This is a genomic window from Amycolatopsis thermalba (assembly GCF_003385215.1).
Taxonomy (GTDB): Bacteria; Actinomycetota; Actinomycetes; order Mycobacteriales; family Pseudonocardiaceae; genus Amycolatopsis_E; species Amycolatopsis_E thermalba.
In genome coordinates this window covers 1-23,134 of sequence record NZ_PQHW01000033.1, presented here as the reverse complement: position 1 = coordinate 23,134, position 23,134 = coordinate 1, and the positions used below count along the sequence as shown (strand labels likewise).

The window sequence follows — 23,134 nt, the reverse complement described above, 5'->3', positions numbered from 1 at the left end:
ACTTTAGGCGCGAGCATGGGTCCTGTCACCGGAGAAAGGACCCGAGATGTTGCGAGGACTCACCACCGTCACCTACTTCGCCGACGACGTCGAAGCCGCCGCGCGCTGGTACACCGAGCTGCTCGGCGTCGCGCCCTACTTCCGCCGCCCGGTCGACGGCCCGCCCGCCTACCTCGAGTTCCGGATCGGCGACTACCAGCACGAACTCGGCCTGCTGGACAGCCGGTTCGCGCCGCAGCGGCCGGCCGCGAACGGCGCGATCGCCTACTGGGCCGTCGACGACGTCGAAGCCGTCTTCCAGCGGCTCCTCGACCTCGGCGCGACCGAACACGACAAGCCCACCGAGCGCGGTCCCGGGTTCGTCACCGCGTCCGTGGTCGACCCGTTCGGCAACGTGCTCGGCGTGATGTTCAACCAGCACTACCTGGACGTGCTGCGATGAACACGGTCAGCGCGCGCACCGCGGCGGACTGGCGGGAGTGGCTGGCCGCGCACAGCGGCACCGAGCAGGAGATCTGGCTGGTCATCCAGCACAAGGACAGCCCGGTGCGCAGCGTCGGCTACGGCGAGGCGATCGAGCAGGCGCTGTGCTTCGGCTGGATCGACAGCCACGCCCGCAAACACGACGCGACGAGCTTCCGGCTGCGGTTCACCCCGCGGCGGCCGCGCAGCAACTGGAGCCGGGTGAACCGGGAACGCGCGACGCGGATGATCGAACAGGGCCGGATGACCGAGCGCGGCCAGGAGCAGATCGACCTGGCCAGGGCCTGCGGCGCCTGGGACTAGGCCGCCGCCGGGTACTCGTTGTCCGGCTCCTCGTCGACCGGGCGGCGCATCTCCTGCCGGTACCGGTAGAAGCCGTACCCGGTGCCGACGACGAAGAACGCGATCGACAGCCAGACCAGCACGGTCTTGACCCACGGGATCGCGTCCAGCAGGCCTGCTCCGTAGTAGCCGATCAGCACCAGCGTCGGCACCCAGAACACGCCGCCGATGGCCGTGGCGAACATGAACCGCCGCGGGTCCATCCGCGCGGCACCCGCGATCAGCGGCGCCAGCGTGCGCACCCACGGGATCCACCGGGCGGCGACGATCGCGAAGAAGCCCTTGCGGTCGAGGAACTCGCGCGCCCGTTCCAGGTTCGCCCGGTTCAGGACCTTGCCCCCGCGCCGGGCGATGAACCTGACCCCGGTCTGCTGGCCGATGTAGTAGCCGACCTGGTTGCCGACCACCGCGACGACCAGCGCGGCCGCCGACAACAGCCAGGCGCTCGCGTGCGCCCCGTGCGAGGCGAGCACGACCCCGGCCGCGAACAGCAGCGAGTCACCGGGCAGGAACAACCCGACGATGAGGGCGCACTCGATGAACACGAAGCTGAGCACGATGACCCAGACCAGCAGCGGGCCGGCTGTGTTCAACCAGCCGACGCCGACGGCTTCGGACGCGGCGAAGTCGAAAGTCACCCGGAAAGCGTACGTGCCGTACGCAACCACCAGTCATCCGATCGGCGGAAAATAGGTGATCGTTACGGAACGCGGTCGCACATCGACTCCGAATGCGCGACCGCGTTTCCCCCTCACATCTGCGGCAGCGACTCGCCCTGAACAGCCTCGATGTCGAGTTCGATCTTGATGTTCGACCCGATCGCGGCGACCCCGGCGCGCACCATCGCGTTGTAATTGATCGCGAAATCGTTGCGGTGCAGCTGGGTTTCGGCGTGGAACGCGACCCGCACGCCGCCCCACGGGTCGGGCCCGTAGCCGCCGTAGGTCAGGTCCAGCTCGACCGCCTTGCGCTCGCCGTGCAACGTCAGCTCCCCGGCCAGCGTCCAGGTGTCCGTGCCGCGCTGCCGCAACCCGGTGCTGACGAACCCGATCACCGGGTAGGACTCGACGTCCAGGAACTCCGGCGACCGCAGGTGGTCGTCGCGCATCTTGATGCCGGTGTCGATGCTCGCGGCCTTGATCTCGGCCTCGACCCGCGACCGCTCGACCGGGCGGCCGACGTCGATGCGGCCGCTGATGTCGGAGAACCGCGCCTTGATGCTGGCGATGCCCAGGTGCCGCGCCGTCGCCACGGCGCTGGAGTGCACCGGGTCGATCGTCCACGGCCCGGCCGGCGGCAGCTCGACGGCACCGGCCATCGGGGTCACCACGAGGTCGCCGAGCGAGCCCGACCCGTCCGAGCCGATCTGCGCGGTCCGCGCCAGCGGGGCGTGCCCGGCGGCGGTGAGGACCGCCGTGTAGATGCCCGCGGGCAGCGGTGGGGTGACCACCGCTCCCGTGGCGTCGGCGACCGCGCGGGCGACCTGCTGGCCGCTCATGTCCGTCACGGTCAGCACCGCGTTCTCCACCGCCCAGCCCTCGGCCGTGCGGATCTGTGCGCGCAACCCGCTCATGACTGCTCCACCCCGTTGCTCGCCGGGTCGCCGAGCTGGTCGAGCACCTGCTCGTAGCCCAGGCGGACGTCGTGCTGCACGTCGCCGCCACCCGGCAGGTTCACCTGGCTCGTCGCCGGCGGGTACCCGCTGGCGACCACGGTGTAGTCGCCCTCGGGCAGGTCGCTGACGACGTACTCGCCGTTCTCGTCGGTCCGCGCGACCGCGGCGACGTTGCCCTCGGCGTCGAGGACGGTGATCCGCGCGTCCGGCACCGGGCGGCCGCCGTCGGTGCGGGCGGTGCCTGCCAGCAGCACGGCCGGCGCGACCTCGATGTCCTGCCGCAGCACACCGCTGTCCGGCACGGTGATCAGCGACGCGACCGGGCGCATCTTCTCGGCGCTCGCGACCAGCGTGTAGGTGCCGGAGCTGACGCCGTGGAACACGTAGCCGCCCTCGGCGTCGCTGATCGCGGCCCCGGTGACCTCGCCCCGCGAGTCGGTCAGCGTCACGGTGGCGCCGGCCAGCGGGGACCCGTTGCCCGCCACCCGGACCACACCGCTCAGCTCGCCCGATCCGACGAGCGTGAGGTCCAGCCGCGCGGGACCGTCCGTGACGACCACGCTGGCCGCCTGCGGCTGGTGCCCGGCCGCCGACACGATCAGCACGTACGTGCCGTTGCCCGGCGCGCCGATGCGGTAGCCGCCGTCGCCGCCGCCGGTCGCCCGCGCGACCTGACGGCCCCGCTGGTCGATCAGGGTCAGCGCGGCGCCGCCGACCGACGTGCCGTCCTGGCGCCGGACGGTGCCGGTGATCGGCTGCCCGCCGGTGCCCAGCGCGTGGTCAGTCCCGGCGCTGGCGACCGCGTTCGTGATCGGGGCGGTCTGGGCGGCGAGCTGGTACTCGCCGTGTCCGTTGTCGCTCAACGCATGCCTCCCACCAACCAGTACGGGTTCGCGGTCCTGCTCGAACGCGGCGTCCGCGTCCGCCCAGGTGTCCGTCTCCGCTTCCGCCTTCGCCGTCTCGTCCGGCAGCAGCGCCTCGCCGCCCTCGACCGGCGGCGCGGGCACCGCCGGGCCGCCGGCCAGCGGGATCTCCCGCATGAACGCCAGCACGATCGCGGCGAGCAGGGCGACCCCGGCGGCGACGTAGAAGACGCCGTGCATCGAGTTGGTGAACCCGGTCAGGATCGGGACCTTCACCGCGTCCGGCAGGTTGTGCAGGCCGCTGGTGTCCGCCTGCAGCGCGCTCAGCTGGTTCTGGTCGAAGCCCGCGGGCAGGTTGCCGCCGAAGGCGTCGGCGATCTTGCCCGGCAGCAGGTTGAACAGGATGGTCAGGAAGACCGCGACACCCAGGGTGCCGCCCATCTGCCGGAAGAACGTCGCCGACGCGGTCGACACGCCCATGTCGCGGCGCGGGCCGGCGTTCTGCGCGGCGATGATCAGCGTCTGCATGCAGCCGCCCAGGCCGAGGCCGATGAGCAGGGCGACGACCAGCGGCTGCCACAGCGGGCTGTCGTAGTGCACCTGCGCGTACAGCACCGCACCGGCGGCGATCAGCACCGTGCCGACCACCGGCAGGATCTTGTAGCGCCCGGTCTTGGCGGTGATCCGGCCGGAGATCTGCGAGCCGGTCATGATGCCCAGCACCAGCGGCAGCATCAGCAGACCCGCCTCGGTCGGCGTGTAGCCCCGCACGACCTGGAAGTACAGCGGGATCATGCTCAGCGCGCCGAACATGCCGAGACCGACGAGCGTGCCGCCGCCGATCGCGACGCTGAACGTCGAGTTGCGGAACAGCCGCAGCGGGATCAGCGCCTCGTCCTTCATCACGTACTCGACGAAGAGGAACAGCACGATGCCGAACGCCGCGACGGCGTAGCAGATCACCGACGTGGTCGAGCCCCAGCCCCAGGTGCGGCCCTGCTCGGCGACCAGCAGCAGCGGCACCACGGCGATGGCCAGCGAGATCGCGCCGAACCAGTCGATGCGGTGGTCCTGCCGCTGGTGCGGCACGTTCAGCACCTTGGCGACGACCACCAGCGCGACGACACCGATCGGGACGTTGATCAGGAAGATCCAGCGCCACCCCTCGATCGTGGCCAGGCTCTCGAAACCGGAGAACAGGCCGCCCAGCACCGGGCCGAGCACGGTCGCGCTGCCGAAGACCATCATGAAGTAGCCCTGGTACTTGACCCGTTCCCGGGCGGGCACCACGTCCCCGATGATCGTCATGGCCAGCGACATCAGGCCACCGGCGCCCAGGCCCTGGAAGGCGCGGAACGCGGCCAGCTCGTACATCGAGGTGGCGAACGTGCAGGCGGCCGAGCCGATCACGAACAACGCGATCGCGGTCAGGTAGAACGGCTTGCGCCCGTAGATGTCGGACAGCTTGCCGTACAGCGGTGTCGCGATGGTCGCGGTGATCAGGTACGCCGTGGTCGCCCACGCCTGCTCGTCGAAGCCGTGCAGGTCGTTGGCGATCTTGACGATCGCGACGCTGACGATGTTCTGGTCCAGCGCCGCCAGGAACATCCCCAGCAGGAGTCCACTGAGGATGGTCAGGATCTGTTTGTGCGTCAGGCGCGGACCCTCGTCCGCGACGGCGCCCGCGGCGGGCACCGGTTGTTCTCGTGTGGAGCGTGTCATGCGCTTTCCCCCTTGCTGCGCGCCGAGATCTGGTCGGCGAGTTGTGGAGCGTGAGCTTCGATCCCCGTGTTGAGCCGGTCGAGGAGCCGGTTCAGGAGGCGGCGCTCCTCCTCCGGCCACTCGGCGAGCACCTCGGCCAGCCACCGGTTGCGTTGCCTGCGGTTCTCCTCGAACACGCGCAGCCCCTCGCTGGTCGGCGCGAGCAGGCAGGCCCGTCCGTCCTCGGGGTCGGCGAGGCGTTCGACCAGGCCGTGCTGCACCAGTGAGCTGCTCTGCCTGCTGATCGTGGAGATCTCGGCGTGCAGCGCCTCGGCGAGCTTGCTGGTGCGCTGCGGCCCGTCGTGGACGAGCTGGAACAGGATCGCGTAGGCGGCGCGTTCGATCCCGTCCGGTCCGAGCTTCGCGACCTGCGACTTGGCCTTGGTGAGCAGCCGCATGAACCGGACGAGCTGCACGCCGAGCTCGTCGGCGATGTCGAGCTCGGTGTCCGTGAAGGCCGCTTCCTCGACGGGAGATGGCATGGCCGGATCACTCTCTTCGTACGGGATGTCTTATTTGACCGAAGCAACTAGTTGCTCGTGTCAAGGATGCACCCGGGATAGTTGGTTGCGCCACTCAAATAACCCGTCTGTGGTCGACAACACTTTAGTTGCCACAGACAACTGGTTTGCCCGGGGTGATCGTTGCGGAAAATTTTTTCCGCAGAGCGGACGTGATCGGCACTACCATAGATGCATGAGCACCGACGCTTTGCTGACGAAACTGCGCGCCGAGCTGGGCAAGGACGCTGTTCTGACCGACGCGGACGTCACCGGGAGCTACTCCCGCGACATGATGCCGCTGGCCCCCTCCGGCCGGCCGTTGGCGGTGGTGCTGCCCTCGGACGTCGAAGGGGTGCAGGCGGTGGTCCGCGCGTGCGCCGAGGCGAAGGTGCCGATCGTGCCGCGCGGCGCGGGCAGCGGGCTGTCCGGCGCCGCGAACGCCATCGACGGCTGTGTCGTGCTCGTGATGACCAAGCTGGACCAGATCGTCGAGATCGACGCGGGCAACCGGCTCGCCGTCGTGCAGCCCGGCGTGGTCAACCTGGACTTCCGCAACGCGGTCGAGAAGCACGGGCTGTTCTACCCGCCGGACCCGTCCAGCTACGACTGGTGCACGATCGGCGGCAACCTGTCCACCAACGCGGGCGGGCTGTGCTGCGTGAAGTACGGCGTGACCACCGACTCGGTGCTCGGCCTGGAGGTCGTGCTGGCCGACGGGTCGCTGCTGAAGACCGGACGCCGGACCGTGAAGGGCGTGGCCGGTTACGACCTGGCGCGGCTGTTCGTCGGGAGCGAGGGCACGCTCGGGGTGATCACGCAGGCCACCGTGGCGCTGAAGCCGCTGCCGCAGGCGCCGGGCACGCTGGTCGCCGGGTTCGACAGCACCGAGGCCGCCGGGACCGCGGTGGCGCGGACCGTGCGCGAGGGCCTGGTGCCGTCGCTGATGGAGATCATGGACGCCAGCTCGATCAAGGCGGCCGAGACGTACCTGAAGACCGACCTCGGCGCCGGTTCCGACTGCCAGGCGCTGCTGCTGTGCCAGTCCGACTCCGGCGGCGAGGTGGCGCGGCGCGAGCTGGCCGCGCTGGAGCAGATCTGCAACGACTGCGGCGCGACGATGACCTACGCGACGGACGACCTCGAAGAGGGCCGGATGCTGATGCAGGCGCGCCGGGTCGTGCTGACCGCGCTGGAGCAGTACGGCGTGTGGCTGACCGACGACGTGTCCGTGCCGCGGACGCGGATCGCCGAGCTGATCGCCGGGTGCCAGCGGATCAGCGAGGAGGTCGGGCTCCGCATCGCGGTGGTCGGGCACGCCGGCGACGGCAACATGCACCCGACGATCGTCTACCAGCCGGACAGCGCGGACGAGTTCGCCCGGGCGCGGCGCGCGTTCGACGAGATCCTCGACGTGGGGTTGACGCTGGGCGGCACGGTGACCGGCGAGCACGGCGTCGGCAAGATCAAGAAGGAGTGGCTGGAGCGCGAGATCGGGCCGGTGGGCATGCGCGTGCACCGGCAGATCAAGCAGGCGCTGGACCCGGAGAACCTGTTCAACCCGGGTTCGATGTTCTCGATGGCCTGAGACGCACGAAGGCCGCCGCACCCGGGCAGGTGCGGCGGCCTTCTTGTGTCTGCGTCAGCGCTCGATGCGCGGGATCCGCTGCGTGACCTCGGCGTCGGACTCGGCGCGCGCGGCGGCCGCCAGCTTCTTCTCGCGGCGGCCCTTCGCCCACTCGATGACGATCGGCACCACCGAGACCAGCACGATCAGGATGAAGATGGCCTCGATGTTGTTCTTGATGAACGAGATGTTGCCGAGCAGGTGCCCCAGCGCGGTGATGCCGGCGGCCCACAGGATGCCGCCGATCACCGTGTAGGTGAAGTACTTCTTGGGGTCCATGCGGCCGATGCCGGCGATCCAGGTGATGAACGTCCGGACGAACGGCACGAACCGCGCCAGCACGACCGCCTTCGGGCCGTGCTTCTCCAGGAAGGCGTGCGTCTTGTCCACGTACTCCTGCTTGAAGAAGCGCGAGTCCGGGCGCTTGAACAGCGCCGGCCCCGCCTTCCAGCCGATGGCGTAGCCGACCACGTTGCCCACCAGCGCCGCGACGGTCACCAGGGTGCACACCAGCCACAGCGGCGCCTGGATCGAGCCCTGCGCGACGAACAGGCCGGCGGTGAACAGCAGCGAGTCACCGGGGAGCACCGGGAAGATGCTGCTCTCGGCGAAGATGATCAGGCACAGCCCGAGGATCACGTATGCGCCGAACTCGGTCAGCAGGTACTCCGGGTTGAACCACTTCGGCATGAGAGCGAGCGTGGTCGCGGTCTCGGCGAGAATCACAGCACAAAACGGTACAGGGTGACCCTGTGTGCAGTATGTGGGCTCACAGGAGAGTGATGAGACCGATGACCGCGCCGGTCGCGAGACCGAGGAGAGCGGCCAGGCCGAGGACCCAGTAGGCGGGCAGGTCGCGCACGGCGTGCCGGCGGGGCGGCTGCGGTCGCGACGGCTTCGCCGGCTGCTCCAGGGCGGCGCGCTCGCGTTCCAGCGAGCTGGCGTCCGCGCCGGACAGCAGGCCGAACCGCGGCCACCCACCGGAGGGCGGGCCGGGGTGCGGCGCGCTGCGGGCCTGCGCCTGCAGCGCCTCGGCCAGCAGCCGTTCCGGATCCTTCGGCTCGCTCACCCTGCACAGCGTAATCAACCGCGGATGACCGCTGAAGCCGGAACGCACGGTCGTCCCGGCCAGGCTCGCCGCGCCTGCCGGCGCGCCGAACCACACCGCCCGCGAGTCCCACCTTCCCGCCCGCGAGTCCCACGCTCCCGCCCGCGAGTCCCACGCTCCCGCCCGCGAGTTCCGCGTTCGAGCGGGCAGCCCGCGTCGGAGCGGGCAAGTTCCGCCTCGGAGCGGGCGAGTCCCCCGCTCCCGCCCCTGAGTCCCACCTTCCCGCCCGCGAGTCCCGCGTTCGAGCGGGCAGCCCGCGTCGGAGCGGGCGACTTCATGCGTCCAGTCGGGCAGGATGGCCGGGTGCGTGAGCTGATCTACGTTTCCCAGGCGAAGCTCCAGCAGCTCGCCCCCGGCCTGCCGAAGCGCGCCGGCGGCCTGCGGGACGTGGAGGCCGAGGTGAACACGCCGGTCGGCGGCTTCAAGGTCGGCAAGGCGGCGCGCGAGGCCGAGCCCGGGCTGGCGGCGGCGGTCGCCGCGCTGGAGGCGTCGTCGCGGGCGCCCAGGTGGTTCGCCGAGCCCGACGTGCGGCCCGGGCAGTGGGTGCACTTCGAGGCGCCGATGAGCTACGGGCAGGTGGAGGACGCGGTGCTGTTCATCGACATCGACCGCGCGGACGGCGACTACCCCACCGGCGGCCGCCTGCGCCTGCTCCTGCACGGTTCGGTCGGCCACCTGGTCGGCGCGCCCCCGCCCGGCCCGGATGCGCGGTCGCTGCGCCAAGCCCTCGGCCCGTCGCGGTCGTGGTTCCACGTCTGCCAGGCTCTGCGCGCCCTCAACCGGGAGGATCCGCAGCCCACCGGGAACGACGACCACGGCCACCCGGCGGATCAGGTGGCCGGCATCGTCCGAGGCATGGATCGGCTGACGAACCGGCTCCAGCCGGAGCACACCGCGGCCTGGGTGGCCGGCTACGCGCGCGTCACCGCGGTGATTCCCGCGTTCCGGCAGACCATCCTGGCCGCCACGCCGCTCTACGTGGAGCACGTCGCGCCGCCCGGCGGCTGATCACCCGATCCAGGTGCCCTGCCGCAGCACGCGCTGGGGCCGGAGGTCGGCGTCCAGCACCACCAGGTCGGCGGCCAGCCCGGTGCGCAGCGATCCGAGCCGGTCGGCCAGGCCCAGGAGCTCGGCCGGGCGTCCCGAGGTCGCGCGCACCGCGTCGGGGATGGACAGGCCGGCGCCCTTGACCAGGTTGCGGAACGCCGCGTCCATGGTCAGCGTGCTGCCGGCGAGCGAGCCGGTGTCCGCCAGCGTCGCCACCCCGTCCCGGACGTCGACCTCCAGCCGGCCCAGGTGGTAGCGGCCGTCGGCGGCGTCGGTGGCCGACATGGCGTCCGTGATGAGCGTGGTGCGGCCGCGGCCGGCGTACCGGGCCGCCATCCGCAGCACCGTGGGGTGGACGTGGACCAGGTCGCAGATCAGCTCGATCGTGACGCGCTCGTCGTCGAGCAGGACGCCGATCGGGCCGGGTTCGCGGTGGTGCAGCGGGCGCATGCCGTTGAACAGGTGCGTCGCGACGGTGGCGCCGGCGTCGATGGCCGGGCGGATCTGCTCCTCGGTGCCGTCGGTGTGCCCGATCGCCGCGATCACCCCGGACTCGGCCAGCTGCCGCACCGCCCGGACGCCGCCGTTCAGTTCCGGCGCCAGCGTCACCATGCGGACGGCGCCGCGCCCGGCCCGCAGCAGGGCGTCGACGGTCGCCGCGTCGGGCTCGCGCAGCACCGCGGGGTCGTGGGCGCCGCAGCGGGCGGAGGCGATGAACGGGCCCTCCAGGTGGATGCCGGCCAGCTCGCCGTCGTCGACGAGCTCGCGCAGCACGGCCATCTGGTCCACCAGCGTGCGCACCGGGTCCGACACCAGGCTGGCCAGCATGGTCGTCGTGCCGTGCCTGCGGTGGGCCTTGATCGCGGTGACGATCTCCTTCGCGTCGCCGCTGGAGAACGACCCGCCCCCGCCGCCGTGGCAGTGCGCGTCGACGAACCCGGGCACCACGTAGCAACCGGCGACGTCCACCCGGTCACCCGGTGGCGGCGTCCCCGTTCCGATGCCCGCGATCGCCCCGCCGGACACCGCGAGCCACCCGTCGTCCACGACACCCTCGGGGAGGGCGAGCCTGCCACCCGTCAGCACGAAACCCGTCACAGGCTCCAGCATATTGGTCTAAACCAACTTAAGCACTCATGGCCTTCTGGAGAGCCTCCAGCGCCCGGCTCGCCGTGGACTTCACGGTGCCCTTCGAGATGCCCGCGACCTCGGAGATCTCCGCCTCGGAGAGGCCGCCGTAGTAGCGCAGGACGAGCACCTCGCGTTGCCGCGGCGGCAGCTTCGACAGCGCGTTGACCACCGACTGGTGCTCGCTGGAGAGCATCGCCAGGCTCTCCGCGGAGCGGGCGTTGACCGCGTGCGGCGGGACGTACTCGCGCGCGGTCTTGCGCCGGCGCAGCACGCTGCGCGAGCCGTTGACCACCGCGGTGCGCAGGTAGGCGACCGCGGCCGTGGCGTCCCGCAGCTTGCCCCAGTTCCGGTAGAGCCCGGTGAACGCCTCCTGCACGACGTCCTCGGCCGTCGCCGGTTCGTCGACCAGCAGGATCGCGAGCCGGACCAGGCGCATCCGGTGGATCTTGTACAGATCCTCCAGGGTCAGCGGGCCGGCCTGCTGGGCCGACACGGGAGCGACCCCGTCCATGGTGCGCAAATGCCCGAGCGTGCGTTCGACGCTGCGCTCCGCGCTGCCGTCCGGCATGTACTCCCGCCTGTCCTCGGCCTGACCGTTGTCCACGTGCTGTACACGCGCGGACCAGCGTATCGGTTGATTCACTTCACCCGGTAGCGTGCGGAGCAGGTACGCAAACGGAGGTGCGCATGGCCTGGTTCCTGGTGCAGACGGTCTACGACCAGGGGAAGTACGGGGAGGTCCGGCCCCGTCACCGGGAGTACCTCGCCAAGCTCGCCGCCGAGGGCACGGTCGCGGTGGCCGGGCCGTTCGCCGACGACTCGGGCGGGGCGTTCCTGATCCAGGCCGCGGACGCCGACGCCCTCCAGGCGATCCTCGACGCCGATCCGTACGTCGTCGAGGGCGCACTGGAGAGCTTCACGGTGCGGGAGTTCAAGCCGACGCTGGGCGCCTGGGTTCAGTAGACGCCGCCGAGCTTGGTGTGGTCCCAGCTGACGACCTTCGTCGGCGTGAACACCAGCCCGACGCGCTTGGCGGCCTGCGCGGCGACCACGTCGGCGGCCAGTGAGCCGCCGCCGTAGCGCTCCGCCATGGCCGCGCCGATCTCCGCGACGGCGGGGGTGTCCTCGACGATCTCCACGTCGGCCTCGAACTGGACGCCACGCAGCTTGTCGTAGGTGTCGCCGGTCTCGACGAGCACGGTCGCCTGCGGCAGGCGCCGCAGGTTGGCGACCTTCTGCGACTTGCGGTAGGTCCAGGTCGCGACGCCGTCGTTCCGGGGCACGTACCAGAGCGGGGCGAGGTGCGGGCGGCCGTTGGGGTTGATGGTGGCCACGTTGATGACCTTCTGTTCGGCGAGGAACGCGAGGACCTCGTCGGGGGTCATCCGGATCAGGTCGCGGCGGGACATGCGGGCCTCCTCAACGGGTTGCGGCCCGTCCACCATGCCCGGTGATGGCGGCCTCGCGCGCGCCGCGTGCCTTGATGTCCTCGAGCGCGGCCTTGTCGGCGGCGGGCACCCGGGTCCGCGCCCCGAGTTCGACGATCGGCGGCAGGAACGCGCGGATGGCCTTGAGCACGCCGACCCACTTCGGCACGTGGATGACGCGGGCGCGCTTGAGGATGCCGGCCTCGAGCAGGTCGAGGGCCACGTTGAGCGGGTAGGTCTTGCCGATCAGGCCGGGCATGCCGGCGCGGAGCTTGCCGAAGACCGGGTGCGCGTCGGCGCTCTCGACGAGGTCCGTGCGGATCCAGGTCGGGTGGGCGACGCCGACCTTGACGCCCAGGTGGGCGACCTCGGCGCGGAGGCTGTTGGAGAAGGCTTCGACGCCGGCCTTCGCGGCGGCGTAGTTGGCCATGCCGGGGGCGTGGGTGATCGCGGCGAGGGAGGAGATCGCCAGCAGGTAGCCGCGCCGTTCGATGACGTGCGGCAGGGTGACGCGGAAGGTGCGCCACACGCCGAGCAGGTCGACCTCGATGACCTTTTCGAACGCGGCGGGGTCGACGGAGCGGACGAAGCCGGTGGTGGCGATCCCCGCGTTGGCGATGACGATGTCGATACCGCCGAAGTGCTCGACGACGCCCGCGGTGGCTTTTTCGAGGGCGTCCCAGTCGGTCACGTCGGCTTCCCAGGCCTTCGCGGAGGCCCCGATGCGTTCGGCGACCTTGCGCTGCTCGTCGGCCTCGAGCCCGACGAGGGCAACCTTGGCACCACGAGCCGCGAGCCGCTCGGCGAGCCCGGCGCCAATGCCGCGCGCAGCTCCGGTGATGAGCACGACCTTGCCTTTTACGTTGGCCATGGTCGGACCATATACCAACCTACCGGGAGTAAGCTACTACGCAGTAGGTGGAATTTTCGGGGTTGTGGTGGGTGGCTGGGCCTGTCGCCAGTGGGTGAGGGGGCTGGTCGCCGACGGGCGAGGGGACTTGTCGTCGGCCGCGCGAGTGGGTCTGTCATCGGCGCTCGTGTGGGGCTCTCATCGGCGGGCGAGTGGGCATCTCGGTGGCGCGCAAGTGGGCCGCTCGTCGGGGCGCGAGGGGACCTCTCGTTGGCGCACGAGAGGGCCGCTCGTTAGCGCGCGAGAGGGCATCTCATCGGTGCGCGAGCGGCCCGTTCGTCGGCGCACGAGAGGGCCGTTCGTCGGCGCGCGAGAGGACCTCTCGTTGGCGCACGAGAGGGCCGCTCGTTAGCGCGCGAGAGGGCATCTCATCGGTGCGCGAGCGGCCCGTTCGTCGACGCGCGAGAGGGCCAATCGCCCGCCGCGCGAAGGACCCCTGCGGCTGGCGCGCGAGTGGGCCACTCATCGGTGCACGAGAGGACAGCTCGCTGGCGCGCGAAAGGGCCAATCGCCGCCACGCGGAGGACCCTGCGGCCGGCACACCCGTGGGCCACTCACCGGCACACGAGCGGACCGCTCGCCGACGCATGAAAGGGCACCTCGCTGGCGCGCGAAAAAGCCAATCACCCGCCACCGCGCGAAAGGCCCCGCGGCCGGCACACGAGCGGACCTCTCGTCGGTGCGCGAGCGGACCTCTCGCCGGCACACGAGAGGGCACCTCGCTGGCGCGCGAAAGGGCCAATCACCAACACCCGAGAGAACCCTCTCGCCGACACGCGAGTGGGCCTCTCGTGAGCACACGGGAGACCGCTTCGCGGCACGTGAGTGGGCCTTTCGTGCGCGCACCGGCTCGGCGCGAGAGTGGACACTCGTCAAGACGGCGCGCGAGAGGACCTTTCGTGGCGACGCGAGAGGAACGGCCACGCCCCAGCGAAGAGACCGCTCGCGTCACAGCGAGAGGGCCAGCCACCGCATGCCGAAGCCAGCCACGACACTGCGAGAAGGCCATCCGTAACTAGGCGAGAGGGCCACCCGCGCCGCTGTCAGTAGGGCCATTACCACGGCCAGGGGGCCACCCGCGCCACTGTCAGTAGGGCCATCACCACGGCCAGGGGGCCACCCGCGCCACTGTCAGTAGGGCCATCACCACGGCCAGGGGGCCACCCGCGCCACTGTCAGTAGGGCCATCACCACGGCGAGAAGACCAGCCATCACCACGGCGAGAGGGCCACTCACAGAACAGCGAGAAAGCCGGCCCAGGCCCCGCCCCCGTCCAGCCACCGGGCTACTGCGAAGCGTCATCCAAGGCAGCCAGCTCCGCCTCGCTCAAGCGGAGCTCCACCGAAGCCAGCAGGTCCGCCAACTGCTCCACGTTCCGGGCGCTCGCGATGGGCGCCACAACAGTCGGCTGCGCGGCCAGCCACGCCAGCGCCACCGCGGCCTGCGAAGTCCCGCGCGCGGCCGAGATCTCGTCCAGCGCCTCCAGCACCCGCTCGCCCCGGTGGTCCAGGTACGCCACCGCCCCCTCGGCCCGCGGGCTGCCGCCGGCCTCGCGCGAGCGGTACTTGCCCGTCAGGAAACCCCTGGCCAGCCCGAAGTAGGGCAGCGACGCCAACCCCTCCTTCGCCACCAGCGGGGCCAGCTCCTGCTCGTACCCGCGCTCGACCAGGTTGTAGTGCGGCTGCACCGCCACGTACCGGGCGAACCCCTCGCGGTCCGAAATGGACAGCGCCTCCGCCAACCGGTCCGCGCTGTAGTTCGACGCGCCCAGGTACCGCACCTTCCCGGCCCGCACCAGCGCGTCGAACGCACCGAGCGTCTCCTCCAGCGGCACATCCGCCACATCCCGGTGGGCGTAGTACAGGTCCAAATAATCAGTCTGCAACCGGCGCAGCGAGTCCTCCGCCGCCTCGCGGATGTTCTTCGCGCTCACCCCCGGCCGCGCCGCCCAGCTGCCCACCTTCGTCGCGATGACGACATCATCGCGACGGCCGCGGCGCTTCAGCCACTTGCCGATGATCGTCTCCGACTCGCCGCCGGAATTGCCCGGGATGCGAGCCATGTAGGCGTCCGCGGTGTCGATGAAGTTGCCGCCGGCGGCCGCGTACGCGTCCAGCACGGCGAAGGACTGCTCCTCGTCGGCGGTCCAGCCGAACACGTTGTCCCCGAGGTTGAGCGGGAACACCTCGAGATCACCGATTTTCGCCATGATCCCAACATAGAGGAATGCACCGGCCGCCCACCGGAGTTGGGACAGGCATGGCTATCGAACTCGGCAAGATCGGTATCTGGCGGGGCTGGCACCAGCTGAACGCGGACCTGGCACGCGAAGCCGAACGCCTCGGCTTCGGCGCGATCTGGATCGGCGGCTCCCCCGACGGGCAGCTGACCATCGTCGACGAGCTGCTGGACGCGACGGAGAACATCAAGGTCGCCACCGGCATCGTCAACATGTGGAAGGACGACGCGGCCACCGTCGGCGCGTCCTGGCAGCGCATCGAGGCCAAGCACCCCGGCCGCTTCCTGCTCGGCGTCGGCATCGGCCACCCGGAGGCCCACCAGGAATACCAGAAGCCCTACGACAAGATCGTCGACTACCTCGACGGCCTGGACGAAGCCGGTGTGCCGGTCGCCGCCCGCGCGCTGGCCGCGCTCGGCCCGAAGGTGCTCCAGCTCTCCGCCGAGCGCACCGCGGGCGCGCACCCGTACCTGACCACGCCGGAGCACACCAAGGAGGCCCGCCGCGTCCTCGGCGACGGCGTGCTGCTCGCCCCGGAGCAGAAGATCGTGCTGGAGACCGACCCGGAGAAGGCCCGCGCCATCGCCCGCCCGACGATCGAGCACCCGTACCTCAACCTCGTCAACTACCGGAGCAACCTGCTCCGGCACGGCTGGACCGAAGCCGACCTGGACAACGGCGGCAGCGACGCGCTGATCGACGCCCTCGCCCTGCACGGCGACATCGACTCGATCGCCGCGGGCATCACCGCCCACCTCGACGCCGGCGCGGACCACGTCTGCGTCCAGGTCCTCGGCGACGACCCGCTGCCCGGCTACCGCGCCATCAGCGAGGCCCTGCTGTCCTGACCCGGCCGAAGCCGCTCCGCCCCCGCACCAGGGCGGAGCGGCTTTTGTCACTTGATCGTTCCCGACCTGCGCCGCAGAGAGCCAGCACACTGTCCTCCCACCGCCGACCTCGTACGATTCGGGCAACGAAGGCGAACCACAGCTAGGAGGACCAACGATGCCCATCGCCACCCCCGAGGTCTACGCGGAGATGCTGGACCGGGCCAAGGCGGGCGAGTTCGCGTACCCGGCGATCAACGTGACCTCGTCGGAGACCCTCAACGCCGCCCTGCGCGGGTTCGCCGACGCGGAGAGCGACGGAATCATCCAGATCTCGACCGGTGGCGCCGAGTTCGCGTCCGGCACCCGGGTCAAGGACATGGTGACCGGTGCGACCGCGCTCGCCGAGTTCGCGCACGTCGTCGCCGAGAAGTACCCGGTCAACATCGCCCTGCACACCGACCACTGCCCCAAGGACAAGCTGGACGGCTTCGTCCGCCCGCTGATCGCCCTGTCCCAGGAGCGCGTCAACAAGGGCCAGAACCCGCTGTTCCAGTCGCACATGTGGGACGGCTCGGCGATCGACCTGGACGAGAACCTGGAGATCGCCACCGAGCTGCTCGCGAAGGCGGCCGCCGCGAAGATCATCCTCGAGGTGGAGATCGGCGTCGTCGGCGGTGAGGAGGACGGCGTCTCGAACGACATCAACGAGAAGCTGTACACCGCCGAGGGCGACTTCGTGAAGACCGTCGACGCGCTGGGCACCGGCGAGAAGGGCCGCTACCTGCTCGCCGCGACCTTCGGCAACGTGCACGGCGCCTACAAGCCGGGCGCGGTCAAGCTGCGCCCGGAGGTGCTCAAGCGCGGCCAGCAGGTCGCCGCCGAGAAGCTGGGCCTCGCCGAGGGCAGCAAGCCGTTCGAGCTGGTCTTCCACGGCGGCTCCGGCTCGCTGCTGGAGGAGATCCACGAGGCGGTGTCCTACGGCGTGGTGAAGATGAACATCGACACCGACACCCAGTACGCCTTCTCCCGCCCGATCGCCGACCACTTCTTCAAGAACTACGACGGCGTCCTGAAGATCGACGGCGAGGTCGGCAACAAGAAGACCTACGACCCGCGCAGCTACCTCAAGCAGGCCGAGCAGTCGATGGCCAAGCGCATCGTCGAGGCCGCCGAGCATCTCAAGTCGGCGGGCACGAAGATCAGCTGACCGTCTGGTGGGCCCTCATCCGCGTGAGGGCCCACCACAGCACGGGCAGCCCCACGAGCACCACCAGCGCGGGCCAGTAGGCGAACGGCGGCGCGGATTCGGTGTGCGCGCTGCCGAGCAGCCACGGCCGCAGCTGCGACTGCAGCCACAGCGCGCCGTACCCGAACGCGGTCACCAGCAGACCGCCGGCCAGCGGCGTGAGCACCCGGTGCGCCCGCCCCACGCGGAACGCCACGTCCACCGCGAGCCCGACGGCGAGCAGGTAGAACGGGATCGCCGAGGCCGGGAACGTGCCGACGACCAGCAGCGGCCAGATGATCGCGCGGTAGGCCACGTACGCGCCGGCCACCGCCGTCGCCGCCCAGGTGCGGCCGATCGTGTGCCGCGCCAGCGCCAGGACCAGCGCCGACACCCCCACCCCCCACAGCGGGTACACCCAGTCCGCGATCGGCATCGCGAAGTGCAGCACCGCGACCCGGTCGACCGGGTGCCCGATCTGCTCGGCGGCGAAGCTCAGCAGCGACGGCTCGGCCTCCGGCGCGCCGCGCTCCCACGCCCGCAGGCTGAGGATCCCGTACTCCTGCTGGCCGTTCGGGAAGAACGTGTTCTCCAGGAAGAACACCCACAGCCCGGTCAGCACCAGCGTGCGGAACCGGCCCGGCGGCGCGGTCTTCATCCAGCCGTCGATGACCCCGGCCAGCATCACGCCGGTGCCGACGTAGAGCAGCATGTGCGTGGGGCTCCACGCGGTCAGGTCGAGACCGCTGACCCGGTGGTTGATGACGTCCAGCGGCGCGGCGATCAGGAACATCACCAGCCCGGCCTGCATCAGCCGCAGCGAGCGGCGGTCGCAGCCGAGCCCGGTGTAGCTGTGGATCGCGACCAGCACGATGACGATCCCGGTGCCGACCGTGTTGATCAGGTGCGGCGGGGCGAAGTCGTCGCGGATGAACTTGAAGTGCCACGACATGTCCCACGACGAGCCGATCACCTTGAAGGTGAACGCGACCAGCCACATGCCGTAGGCGAACCGCAGCACCCAGGCGGGCGCCGGCTGCCCCGGTACCCCGCGCACCCAGTGGGTGGCGAAGAAAAGCTTGGTCTTGCCGATGGGGCCGCGCGGCACGGCGACACCCTCGGCGGCCCCCTCGAGCGCCTTCGTCATGCGGACATCATCCATGGTCGGCGCCGCCGGGCGGAGCGAGATGCCCGAATATCCGGGTTCACCCTGAGGCGTGACTCGCTTGCATCAGGGGCGGACGACGGGCATCGTGTCCGCCCGTGATGCCGAAACGTCTCGTCGCCGCGGTCCTGATCGCCGCTCTCGTCCTGCTCGGCAGCGGGGTCCTCGCGAGCCTGTTCGTGTAGGCCGCCGATACTGGGCACCATGACGAACCTGCTGGAACCCGACCCCACCCGCCTGCCCGAGCGCGTGGACGCGCAGGCCGCGATGGACGCCGGCACCGACCCGTCCGACGTGGCCGCCGAGCACCCCGACTTCAGCGAGGCGTGGGCGGCGCTGGCGGAGCGGGCGCTGGAGGCGAACGAGTTCGTCCCGGCCTACGCCTTCGCCCGCACCGGCTACCACCGCGGGCTGGATCAGCTGCGCCGCGCCGGCTGGAAGGGCTTCGGCCCGATCCCCTGGGACCACCGCCCGAACCAGGGCTTCCTGCGGGCGCTGGCGGCCCTGGCGAAGGCCGCCCAGCGCCTCGGGGAAACCGAGGAGTACGAGCGGTGCCGGAAGTTCATCGCCGACTCCGACCCGGCGGCCGCCGCGGCGACCGGGCTCCAGTAGATCCTGACCATTTAGAACTCTCCGCAGTTGTCGGGTGCTGCCTCGCCCGCGAACCGGCCTTCCAGCCACGCGAAGGCAGCCGGGTAGCCGGCGACGGCGCCACCGACGTGGGTCGGCACCGCGAGGGTGTCGAACCGCACGGTGGCGCCCTCGTCGCACCAGGTCCGGGCCATCGTCCGGCCCTGCTGGTAGGGGACGATGTCGTCCAGCGCGCTGTGCACGACGTACATCGGGACCGCCGGTGCGAGCCGGCCGATCCGCTGCTCCTCGACCACCGACGCGTAGGGCTCCTCGGCCAGGTATTCGCTGATCGAGCGGCCGTCGACGGTCAGGTCCGCGGTGCGGGTGAACGCGTGGTCCACGATCGATTCGACCGTGCACTCGCGCTCGACCCGGGCCACGAGCGCCTTGCCCCGGTCGTTGAGGACGTCGGTGATGCGCAGCTCGGGGTAGGCGTAGTTGACGCTCGCGACGGCGAACATCAGGAAACCGACGGCGTAGGCGCCGTCCAGGCTGCGGCCGACCGCAACCAGGTCGGCCGGGACCGCGCCCGCGTAGGCGCCCTCGAGGTCCAGCTCCGGGGCGTAGGACGGCTGCAGCTCGGCGGCCGCGGCGGAGGCGCCACCGCCCTGGGAGTAGCCCGCGATCGCGACCGGCCCGTCGGCGGGCAGGCCCGGGAGCCGCTGCGTGGCGCGGATCGAGTCGAGGACCGCATGGGCCTCGGCCTTCCGGTTGACGTAGGTGTGCACGCCGGGCGTGCCCAGGCCCTGGTAGTCGGTGACGACCACCGCGTAGCCGCGGGCCAGCAGGCCGGCGATGAACGGGCCCTCGTACTCCCCGCCCGCGGCCAGCGCCTTGGACGGCGCGCACTGGTCGCCCAGGCCCTGCGTGCCGGGGGCGTAGGCGATGAGCGGCCGCTCGCCCGCGCCGCGCCACGGCGTCTTGGGCGTGAGCACGGTTCCGGTGACCGCGACGGCGTCACCGTGCGTGTCCGTGCTGCGGTACATGATCCGCTGGACGGCGGCGGGAGCGCGGAGCAGCTTCACCGGGTCGAGGAAGAACTGGCTCGGCTCGTGACGGATGATGGCGCCGTTGTCACTCGGCAGTGTGGCCGGCGGATCGTAGAAGTCGCCGGAGGAGGTTGCGGCGCCGGCCGGCGCGGTCGTCACCGACAGCGCGGCGACCGCCGCGGTCACGATCGCCGCGAGCCGGCGAGTCGAAAGGCGCATGAACGCTCCCCGGTGAGCTATTTTCCGACAGTTATGTCGGAAAAGGATTGTGGTGAGGTGGCAGGCGTGTCAATGCCCCGAAAGCGTGGCCCCGGCAGGCCCCGGAAGCTGCCGGTCGCCGATCAACGCGCCCTCGTGCTCGCCGCGGCCGGGCACGTCTTCGCCACGAGCGGCCTGCAGGGGTCCACCATCGAACACATCGCGCGGGAGGCCGGCCTGACCCGGCAGGCGGTGTACGAGCTGTACGGCGACAAGAACGCGTTGTTCGCGGCCGTGGTCGAGCAGGCGGAGGAGCAGGCCTACGCGGCGATCGCGGCGGCCGGCGCGAGCGACGCCGATCTGGACCTGAAGAGCTGGGCGCGCAAGAACTACGCGAACCTGTTCGACTTCGCCGCCGCGCATCCGGACGCGCTGCCGCTGTTCCAGGAGGCTGAGCGCACCGGCAATCCGGCGCTGTCCCGACTGCGGAAGCGGCTGGCCCGCGTCTACACCGAGGCGAGCGGCCAGCGGTGGGCGGAGTTCGGCGTCGAACCGGGCCGCGCGGACACCGCACTGGTCACGATGTACTTCGCGATGGTCGAATCGCTGGTCGGGCTCAACTGGAACGGGGACGCGCCGGACCGCGACGCGCTGATCGACCTGCTGACCGAGTTCACGATCGGCGGCGTGCTGCGGCTGTACAGCCAGACGCCCGAGGTCATCGCGCGCGTGCGGTAGGGGTCCAGGATGCGGGAACCGGGTCGGGGGCCGGGGATCCTTCCGTAGCGTCGAAGGCATGGCGCCGTCTCAGCTCGCGATCGTGGGGGCGGGTCCGCGTGGGGTCGGCGTGCTGGAGCGGTTGTCGGCGAACGCGGCCGCGTTGCTGGGGCCGGCGGGGCTGGTGGTGCACCTGATCGACCCGTTCCCGCCGGGCGCCGGCCGGATCTGGCGGTACGAGCAGTCGCCGTTGCTGCGGATGAACTCGATGGCCGAGGACGTCACGATGTTCACCGACGACACGGTGACGATGGACGGCCCGGTGCGGACGGGGCCGTCGCTGTGGCAGTGGGCGCGGGAGGTGCGCGCGGGGCGGATCCGGTACGACGTGCCGGAGGATCTGCGGGACGAGCTCTTCGCGTTGCGCGGGACGTCCTTTCCGACGCGACGGCTGGCGAGCGCGTACCTGGACTGGGTGTACCGGCACGTGCTGGCCGGGCTGGCGCCGGGCATCGAGGTGGTCGAGCACCGCACGCGGGCGACGCGGATCGACGAGACGCGGGTGTGGCTGGCGGGGGTGGACGAGCCGCTCGACGTGGACGTGATCGTGCTGGCGGTGGGACACCTGGACGCCGAACCGGGTTCGGGTGAGCGGGAACTGGCGGAGTTCGCGGCCGCGCACGGGCTGGCGTACTACCCGGCGGGGTACCCGGCGGACGTCGACTACCAGCACGTCGCGCCGGGTGAGCCGGTGCTGGTGCGCGGGTTCGGGCTGGCGTTCGTGGACCTGATGCTGTTGCTGACCGAGGGGCGCGGCGGGCGGTTCACCGAGCACGCGGGCGGGCTGGTGTACCACCCGAGCGGCGCGGAACCGGTGCTGCACATCGGTTCCCGGCGCGGAGTGCCCTACCACGCGAAGCCCGGTTACCGGTTGCAGGGCGCGCCGCTGGGGTTGCCGCGGTTCTTCGGTCCCGAACGGGTTTCGGAGCTTCTGGAGCGGGGCCGGCAGCTCGAGTTCCGCGCCGACGTGTGGCCGCACGTGGCGAAGGAGCTGGCGTGGGGGTACTACAGCGAGCTGTTCACCGCGCATCCGTCGCGGGTGCGGATGTCGTTCGCGGATTTTTCCCGCTGTTTCGCGGAGTTCTCGTGGGACAGCGCGGAGATGCGCGCGCTGGTGCGCCGGGCGGTGCCGGCCGAGGAGGACCGGCTCGACCTGGAGCGGCTGGACCGGCCGCTGGCGGGGCTGCGGTTCGGGACGGCGGAGGAGTTCGGGAAGTACCTGCGGTCGTACGTGGAGGCGGACCTGGCGCGGCGGGCGGATCCGGCGTATTCGGCGGATCTGGGCGCGTTCATGGCGTTGTTGTCGGCGTACCAGCAGATGCCCCCGCTGATGGCGTCCGGTTCGCTGGACGTGTCCGATGTGGATGGTTGGTGGCACGGGTTCTTCTCCTACTACGCGAGCGGTCCCCCGCCGCGACGGTTGCAGGAGCTGCTGGCGCTGCACGAGGCCGGGGTGGTGTCGTTCCTCGGGGCGGAGGTGCGGATTTCAGTTGGTTCGTCGGGTTTCGTCGCTTCTTCGGGGAGTTTCCCGGGTTCGGTGACGGCCCGGACGCTGATCGAGGCGCGCCTGCCGGAGCCGAGCGTGCGGCGGGCTTCGGACGGGTTGCTGGCGCAGTTGCGGGGTGCGGGCGAGCTGGCGGAGGAGCACGTGCGGGACCTGCCGTCGGGCCGGATCGCGACGCGGGTGTCGGACGGGCGGCTGCTGGACGCCACGGGCCGCCCCCACTCCCGGCGGTTCGCCCTGGGCCCGCACACGAGCGCCCGCTCAGCGGCGGCGTTCACCCGCCCGAGAACGAACGGCCTGTCCTTCCGCCAGAACGACGCCACGGCGCGGGAGATACTGCGCATGCTGCGGGACGAGCGGCCGGGGTAGAGGACGCCGATCCTGGCGGCGGGCTCAGGCCGGGGGCAGGTGCTGCCGACCGGAACAGGGCGAAGGCGTGCGGCGGGCCGCCGACCGGGTACCTCTGCGGTCGACGGCCCACCTACCGGCCCCGGGTGTGAACGTCCCGGTTGCAGTCCGGGGGCCGGTGCGTCCAGCATCCACCCGCGCGAAAACCGCCGGTGCGCGGGACGCTGCCCACCGCGGTACGACCCACCCCCACGGCAAGGCCGCGGCGGGCCGCCAACCGGGTACCTGCGGTCGACGGCCCACCTACCGGCCCCGGGTGTGAACGTCCCGGTTGCAGTCCGGGGGCCGGTGCGTCCAGCATCCACCCGCGCGAAAACCGCCGGTGCGCGGGACGCTGCCCACCGCGGTACGA

At 71.1% G+C, this 23,134-nt stretch carries 23 protein-coding genes; 10 read left to right on the top strand and 13 right to left on the bottom strand.

Annotated features, from left to right (window positions below):
• Positions 1-46 precede the first annotated feature (46 nt).
• The gene (locus D0D15_RS15575; protein WP_094006503.1) at positions 47-442 is read left to right on the top strand and encodes a VOC family protein; all 396 of its coding nucleotides are present in this window, start codon (positions 47-49) and stop codon (positions 440-442) included.
• Positions 439-786: a YdeI/OmpD-associated family protein gene (locus D0D15_RS15570; RefSeq protein ID WP_094006504.1), complete on the top strand. Its 348-nt coding sequence runs from the start codon at positions 439-441 to the stop codon at positions 784-786. The genes D0D15_RS15575 and D0D15_RS15570 overlap by 4 nt, the downstream gene beginning before the upstream one ends.
• Here D0D15_RS15570 and D0D15_RS15565 read toward each other — a convergent pair.
• From D0D15_RS15565 to D0D15_RS15550, 4 genes are all read right to left on the bottom strand, one after another.
• The gene (locus D0D15_RS15565) at positions 783-1,463 is read right to left on the bottom strand and encodes a DedA family protein (RefSeq protein ID WP_094006528.1); all 681 of its coding nucleotides are present in this window, start codon (positions 1,461-1,463) and stop codon (positions 783-785) included. The genes D0D15_RS15570 and D0D15_RS15565 overlap by 4 nt on opposite strands.
• A 113-nt stretch (positions 1,464-1,576) precedes the next feature.
• Positions 1,577-2,398 carry a YceI family protein gene (locus tag D0D15_RS15560; RefSeq protein ID WP_094006505.1) on the bottom strand — a complete coding sequence of 274 codons (822 nt, stop codon included), beginning with the start codon at positions 2,396-2,398 and terminating at the stop codon, positions 1,577-1,579.
• Positions 2,395-5,025 carry an MFS transporter gene (locus D0D15_RS15555; RefSeq protein WP_094006506.1) on the bottom strand — a complete coding sequence of 877 codons (2,631 nt, stop codon included), beginning with the start codon at positions 5,023-5,025 and terminating at the stop codon, positions 2,395-2,397. Before D0D15_RS15555 ends, D0D15_RS15560 begins: the two co-directional genes overlap by 4 nt.
• Positions 5,022-5,546, bottom strand: a complete 525-nt coding sequence (locus D0D15_RS15550; protein ID WP_094006507.1) for a MarR family winged helix-turn-helix transcriptional regulator — start codon at positions 5,544-5,546, stop codon at positions 5,022-5,024. The genes D0D15_RS15555 and D0D15_RS15550 overlap by 4 nt, the downstream gene beginning before the upstream one ends.
• A gap of 214 nt (positions 5,547-5,760) precedes the next feature.
• Here D0D15_RS15550 and D0D15_RS15545 point away from each other — a divergent pair, with 214 nt between their 5' ends.
• A complete protein-coding gene (locus D0D15_RS15545; RefSeq protein ID WP_094006508.1) occupies positions 5,761-7,152 on the top strand; it encodes an FAD-binding oxidoreductase in 1,392 nt (463 codons plus the stop codon).
• A gap of 54 nt (positions 7,153-7,206) precedes the next feature.
• Here D0D15_RS15545 and D0D15_RS15540 read toward each other — a convergent pair whose 3' ends face one another.
• Entirely contained in the window at positions 7,207-7,917 is a 711-nt protein-coding gene (locus D0D15_RS15540; protein ID WP_094006509.1) for a DedA family protein, read from the bottom strand.
• A 43-nt stretch (positions 7,918-7,960) separates the two neighbouring features.
• Positions 7,961-8,260, bottom strand: a complete 300-nt coding sequence (locus D0D15_RS15535; protein ID WP_094006529.1) for a hypothetical protein — start codon at positions 8,258-8,260, stop codon at positions 7,961-7,963.
• 342 nt (positions 8,261-8,602) lie between these two features.
• Between D0D15_RS15535 and D0D15_RS15525 the strand changes: the two genes are divergently transcribed.
• Positions 8,603-9,307 (top strand): SAVMC3_10250 family protein, encoded by a 705-nt coding sequence (locus D0D15_RS15525; protein WP_094006510.1) that lies wholly within the window; start codon positions 8,603-8,605, stop codon positions 9,305-9,307.
• Here D0D15_RS15525 and nagA read toward each other — a convergent pair whose 3' ends face one another.
• Positions 9,308-10,432: an N-acetylglucosamine-6-phosphate deacetylase gene (gene nagA / locus D0D15_RS15520; RefSeq protein WP_094006530.1), complete on the bottom strand. Its 1,125-nt coding sequence runs from the start codon at positions 10,430-10,432 to the stop codon at positions 9,308-9,310. It lies immediately after the preceding gene.
• Positions 10,433-10,472: 40 nt separating this feature from the next.
• Positions 10,473-11,045 carry a SigE family RNA polymerase sigma factor gene (locus D0D15_RS15515; RefSeq protein WP_094006531.1) on the bottom strand — a complete coding sequence of 191 codons (573 nt, stop codon included), beginning with the start codon at positions 11,043-11,045 and terminating at the stop codon, positions 10,473-10,475.
• A 119-nt stretch (positions 11,046-11,164) separates the two neighbouring features.
• On the opposite strand from D0D15_RS15515, the gene D0D15_RS15510 reads away from it, so the two are divergent.
• Positions 11,165-11,440 carry a YciI family protein gene (locus D0D15_RS15510; protein WP_094006511.1) on the top strand — a complete coding sequence of 92 codons (276 nt, stop codon included), beginning with the start codon at positions 11,165-11,167 and terminating at the stop codon, positions 11,438-11,440.
• Here the strand turns inward: D0D15_RS15510 and D0D15_RS15505 are convergent.
• The 3 genes from D0D15_RS15505 to D0D15_RS15495 form a co-directional block, all read right to left on the bottom strand.
• Complete coding sequence (locus D0D15_RS15505; protein ID WP_094006512.1) at positions 11,434-11,886, bottom strand: pyridoxamine 5'-phosphate oxidase family protein; 453 nt, start codon at positions 11,884-11,886, stop codon at positions 11,434-11,436. The two genes, D0D15_RS15510 and D0D15_RS15505, sit on opposite strands and share 7 nt — an antisense overlap.
• A 10-nt stretch (positions 11,887-11,896) precedes the next feature.
• Positions 11,897-12,775 carry an SDR family oxidoreductase gene (locus D0D15_RS15500; protein ID WP_094006513.1) on the bottom strand — a complete coding sequence of 293 codons (879 nt, stop codon included), beginning with the start codon at positions 12,773-12,775 and terminating at the stop codon, positions 11,897-11,899.
• A gap of 1,324 nt (positions 12,776-14,099) precedes the next feature.
• Positions 14,100-15,023 (bottom strand): aldo/keto reductase, encoded by a 924-nt coding sequence (locus D0D15_RS15495; RefSeq protein WP_094006514.1) that lies wholly within the window; start codon positions 15,021-15,023, stop codon positions 14,100-14,102.
• 50 nt (positions 15,024-15,073) lie between these two features.
• Between D0D15_RS15495 and D0D15_RS15490 the strand changes: the two genes are divergently transcribed.
• Together D0D15_RS15490 and fbaA are read left to right on the top strand one after the other, a co-directional pair.
• Complete coding sequence (locus tag D0D15_RS15490) at positions 15,074-15,901, top strand: LLM class F420-dependent oxidoreductase (protein ID WP_094006515.1); 828 nt, start codon at positions 15,074-15,076, stop codon at positions 15,899-15,901.
• 157 nt (positions 15,902-16,058) lie between these two features.
• Positions 16,059-17,090: a class II fructose-bisphosphate aldolase gene (fbaA, locus tag D0D15_RS15485; protein ID WP_094006516.1), complete on the top strand. Its 1,032-nt coding sequence runs from the start codon at positions 16,059-16,061 to the stop codon at positions 17,088-17,090.
• Here the strand turns inward: fbaA and D0D15_RS15480 are convergent.
• Positions 17,083-18,255, bottom strand: coding sequence for a hypothetical protein (locus tag D0D15_RS15480; protein WP_094006517.1), 1,173 nt, complete (start codon positions 18,253-18,255; stop codon positions 17,083-17,085). The genes fbaA and D0D15_RS15480 overlap by 8 nt on opposite strands.
• Positions 18,256-18,477: 222 nt before the next feature.
• Here D0D15_RS15480 and D0D15_RS15475 point away from each other — a divergent pair, with 222 nt between their 5' ends.
• Positions 18,478-18,885 carry a DUF3151 domain-containing protein gene (locus D0D15_RS15475; RefSeq protein ID WP_094006518.1) on the top strand — a complete coding sequence of 136 codons (408 nt, stop codon included), beginning with the start codon at positions 18,478-18,480 and terminating at the stop codon, positions 18,883-18,885.
• An 11-nt stretch (positions 18,886-18,896) separates the two neighbouring features.
• On the opposite strand, the gene D0D15_RS15470 is transcribed toward D0D15_RS15475, so the two are convergent.
• Positions 18,897-20,114, bottom strand: coding sequence for a lipase family protein (locus tag D0D15_RS15470; RefSeq protein WP_094006519.1), 1,218 nt, complete (start codon positions 20,112-20,114; stop codon positions 18,897-18,899).
• Between the two features lie 72 nt (positions 20,115-20,186).
• Between D0D15_RS15470 and D0D15_RS15465 the strand changes: the two genes are divergently transcribed.
• Both D0D15_RS15465 and D0D15_RS15460 read left to right on the top strand, forming a co-directional pair.
• A complete protein-coding gene (locus D0D15_RS15465) occupies positions 20,187-20,831 on the top strand; it encodes a TetR/AcrR family transcriptional regulator (RefSeq protein WP_162830584.1) in 645 nt (214 codons plus the stop codon).
• A 58-nt stretch (positions 20,832-20,889) separates the two neighbouring features.
• Positions 20,890-22,743 carry an FAD/NAD(P)-binding protein gene (locus tag D0D15_RS15460; RefSeq protein WP_094006521.1) on the top strand — a complete coding sequence of 618 codons (1,854 nt, stop codon included), beginning with the start codon at positions 20,890-20,892 and terminating at the stop codon, positions 22,741-22,743.
• The last annotated feature ends 391 nt before the right edge of the window (positions 22,744-23,134 follow it).